The sequence below is a fragment of the Nonomuraea corallina genome (assembly GCF_027620315.1).
Lineage (GTDB): Bacteria > Actinomycetota > Actinomycetes > Streptosporangiales > Streptosporangiaceae > Nonomuraea > Nonomuraea corallina.
Genome location: NZ_JAPNNL010000320.1, coordinates 1 through 3,058, shown reverse-complemented (window position 1 = coordinate 3,058; position 3,058 = coordinate 1). Strand labels below are relative to the sequence as shown.

The window sequence follows — 3,058 nt, the reverse complement described above, 5'->3', positions numbered from 1 at the left end:
CGGTTCGTCGCCGGCGGCGGCGCGGCCGCGCTCCGCGTGCGGGAACAGGAGCTGGGCGACCGGCCGCGCACCGCGGCCGAGATGGCCGAGCTGACCCGGGCCCGCGGCGGGCGGCTGATCGCCACCGGCGGCTGCTTCGACCTGCTGCACGCCGGGCACGTCAGCCTGCTGCGGCGGGCCCGCGCGCTCGGCGACGCGCTCGTCGTGTGCGTCAACTCCGACGCGTCCGTGCGCAGGCTCAAGGGCCCGTCGCGGCCGATCGTGGACGTGACCGACCGGGTCGAGGTCCTGCGCGCGCTGAGCTGCGTGGACGCCGTGCTGGTTTTCGAGGAGAGCACCCCGGTCCGCGCCATCGAGCTGCTCCGCCCCGACGTGTGGGTGAAGGGCGGCGACTACGAGGGCGGCACGCTGCCCGAATCCGAGATCCTGGCCGGCATCGGCGCCGAGACCGTGGTGCTGGACCTGCTGCCGGGACGTTCGACCACCAATCTGATCAGGGAGATCCGATGAACGTATTGATCACCGGAGGCGCTTCCGGCCTCGGCCTGGCCACCGCGGAAGCGGTCGAGAAGGAAGGTTGGCGGGCGCTGGTCGTCGACGTGCGCCGGCCCGACCAGCGCTTCGAGCACGTCACCGCCGACCTGGCCGACCGGGAGCAGGCCGAGCGCGCGGTCACCGAGCTGGCCGAGCGTGCCGGCGGCCTGGACGCGGTCGTCACCGCGGCCGGCATCGACCGGTGCGGGCGGCTGGAGGACGTGCCCGCCGACGACTGGGAGCAGGTCATCAAGGTCAACCTGCTCGGCACCGCCTCCGTCGTGCGGGCGGCGCTGCCGTACCTGAAGAGGTCGCGCGGGCGGATCGTCACCTGCGCGTCCACGCTCGGGCTGCGCCCGCTCAGCGACGCCTCGGCCTACAGCGCGTCGAAGTTCGGCGTGGTGGGGCTGACCCGGGCGCTGGCGGTCGAGCTGCGCGGCGAGGTGGGGGTCACCCTGCTGGTGCCCGGCGGCATGCGGACCGCCTTCTTCGACGGCCGGCCGGAACAGTACAAGCCAGGCCCCGAGGCGGGGCTGAACGACCCCGCCGACGTCGCCCAGGCCGTGGTCTTCGCGCTGGGCCGGCCGGTCGGCTGCGAGATCAGGGAACTCGTCGTCTGCCCCGACACGGAGACGTCATGGCCCTAGAACTCCTGGCGCTGCGCGGGCTCGGGCTGGGCGACCTGCTCACGGCCGTCCCCGCGCTGCGCGCGCTGCGCCAGGCCCATCCGGAGCACCGGATCACGCTCGCCACCCCGGCCTACCTCGGGCCGTTGCTGCCGCTCACCGGCGCGGTGGACGCCCAGATCGACGTGCGCGGGCCGGGCCCGGTGCCGTTCGAACGGCCGGACGTCGCGGTCAACCTGCACGGCCGCGGGCCGCAGAGCGTCGAGGCGCTGCGCCGTACCGGGCCGGGACGGCTGATCAGCTACGAGGTCGGCCCGCCCTGGCAGGACCACGTGCACGAGGTGCGGCGCTGGTGCGACCTGCTGGAGTGGCACGGCATCCCGGCCGACCCGCAGGACCTGACGCTCGGCGTCTCGGACCGCACGGGGCCGGCGATCGTGCATCCCGGGGCCGCCTACCCGGCCAGGCGCTGGCCGCCGGAGCGGTTCGCGAAGGTGGCGGCCCTGCTGGACGACGTGGTCGTCACCGGCAGCGCCGAGGAGGTCGGCCTGGCCAGGAAGGTGGCCGAGCTGGCCGGGCTGCCGGCGGACCGGGTGCTCGCCGGCCGCACCGACCTGGCCGGCCTGATCGAGCTGGTGAGCAGGGCACGCCTGGTGGTGTGCGGCGACACCGGCGTGGGCCACCTGGCGACCGCGTTCTGCGTGCCGTCGGTGGTGCTGTTCGGGCCGGTCTCGCCGATGCGGTGGGGGCCGCCGCCGGGGTGGCGGCACGTCGCGCTGTGGACCGGCCACCAGGGCGACCCGCACGGCGACAAGCCGGACCCCGGCCTGCTCGAGATCGAGGTATCAGAGGTCGTCGACGCCGCGATGGAGGTCACGTCATGAGGGCGCTGGTCACCGGAGGAGCCGGGTTCCTCGGCTCCCACCTGTGTGAGCGGCTGCTGGACCGGGGGGCTGACGTGGTGTGCATGGACAGCTTCCTGACCGGCGGGCCGCGTAATGTGGAGCATCTGATCGACCGGCCGTCGTTCCGCATCGTCGAGTGCGACCTGACCGGGTACGTGCACGTGCCCGGACAGGTGGACCTGGTGCTGCACTTCGCCTCGGCCGCCTCTCCGGCCGACTACCTGCGCTACCCGATCGAGACGCTGCGCGTCGGCAGCGTCGGCACGCTGCACGCGCTCGGGCTGGCCCGGGAGAAGGGCGCCAGGTTCGTCCTGGCCTCCACCAGTGAGGTGTACGGCGACCCGCTGGAGCACCCGCAGCGCGAGACGTACTGGGGGAACGTCAACCCGGTCGGGCCGCGCAGCGTCTACGACGAGGCCAAGCGCTTCGCCGAGTCGCTGACCACGGCCTACCGCAACTCCCGCGGCACGAACACCGGCATCGTGCGGATCTTCAACACGTACGGGCCGCGCATGCGGCCGTTCGACGGCCGCGCGATCCCGACGTTCATCCGCCAGGCGCTGACCGGCGAGCCGATCACCGTCACCGGCGACGGCTCGCAGACCCGCTCGATCTGCTACGTGGACGACACCGTGTCGGGCGTGCTGGCCATGGCCGACAGCGACTTCGGCGGGCCGGTGAACCTCGGCAACCCGGACGAGGTGACCATGCTCGACCTGGCCGTGACGATCAAGGAGCTGACCGGGTCGTCGTCCCCGATCGAGTTCGTCGAACGGCCGGAGGACGACCCGAAGGTGCGCCGGCCCGACACCACGCTGGCCGCCGAGAAGCTCGGCTGGACGGCGACGGTGCCGGCCGGCGAAGGGCTGCGCCGCACCATCGAGTGGTTCGCCGCCGAGCTGAAGGGGTTTCGGCCGGCGGCCCGGGTGACGGCCTAGGAGCGGCCTAGGAGCCCTGCAGCCGTACGCCGAGGAGGGCGTCGGCCAGGTCGCG

4 protein-coding genes are annotated in these 3,058 nt (G+C 73.7%); all 4 read left to right on the top strand.

Features of this window, described 5'->3' with window-relative positions:
- The coding region (gene rfaE2 / locus OUY22_RS36340; RefSeq protein ID WP_270159858.1) for a D-glycero-beta-D-manno-heptose 1-phosphate adenylyltransferase at positions 1 to 510 on the top strand (510 nt) is incomplete at its 5' end.
- The gene (locus OUY22_RS36335) at positions 507 to 1,181 is read left to right on the top strand and encodes an SDR family oxidoreductase (RefSeq protein WP_270159857.1); all 675 of its coding nucleotides are present in this window, start codon (positions 507 to 509) and stop codon (positions 1,179 to 1,181) included. The genes rfaE2 and OUY22_RS36335, both read left to right, overlap by 4 nt.
- Positions 1,172 to 2,044, top strand: a complete 873-nt coding sequence (locus OUY22_RS36330; protein WP_270159856.1) for a glycosyltransferase family 9 protein — start codon at positions 1,172 to 1,174, stop codon at positions 2,042 to 2,044. The genes OUY22_RS36335 and OUY22_RS36330 overlap by 10 nt, the downstream gene beginning before the upstream one ends.
- The gene (locus OUY22_RS36325; RefSeq protein ID WP_270159855.1) at positions 2,041 to 3,003 is read left to right on the top strand and encodes a UDP-glucuronic acid decarboxylase family protein; all 963 of its coding nucleotides are present in this window, start codon (positions 2,041 to 2,043) and stop codon (positions 3,001 to 3,003) included. Before OUY22_RS36330 ends, OUY22_RS36325 begins: the two co-directional genes overlap by 4 nt.
- Positions 3,004 to 3,058: the final 55 nt, after the last annotated feature.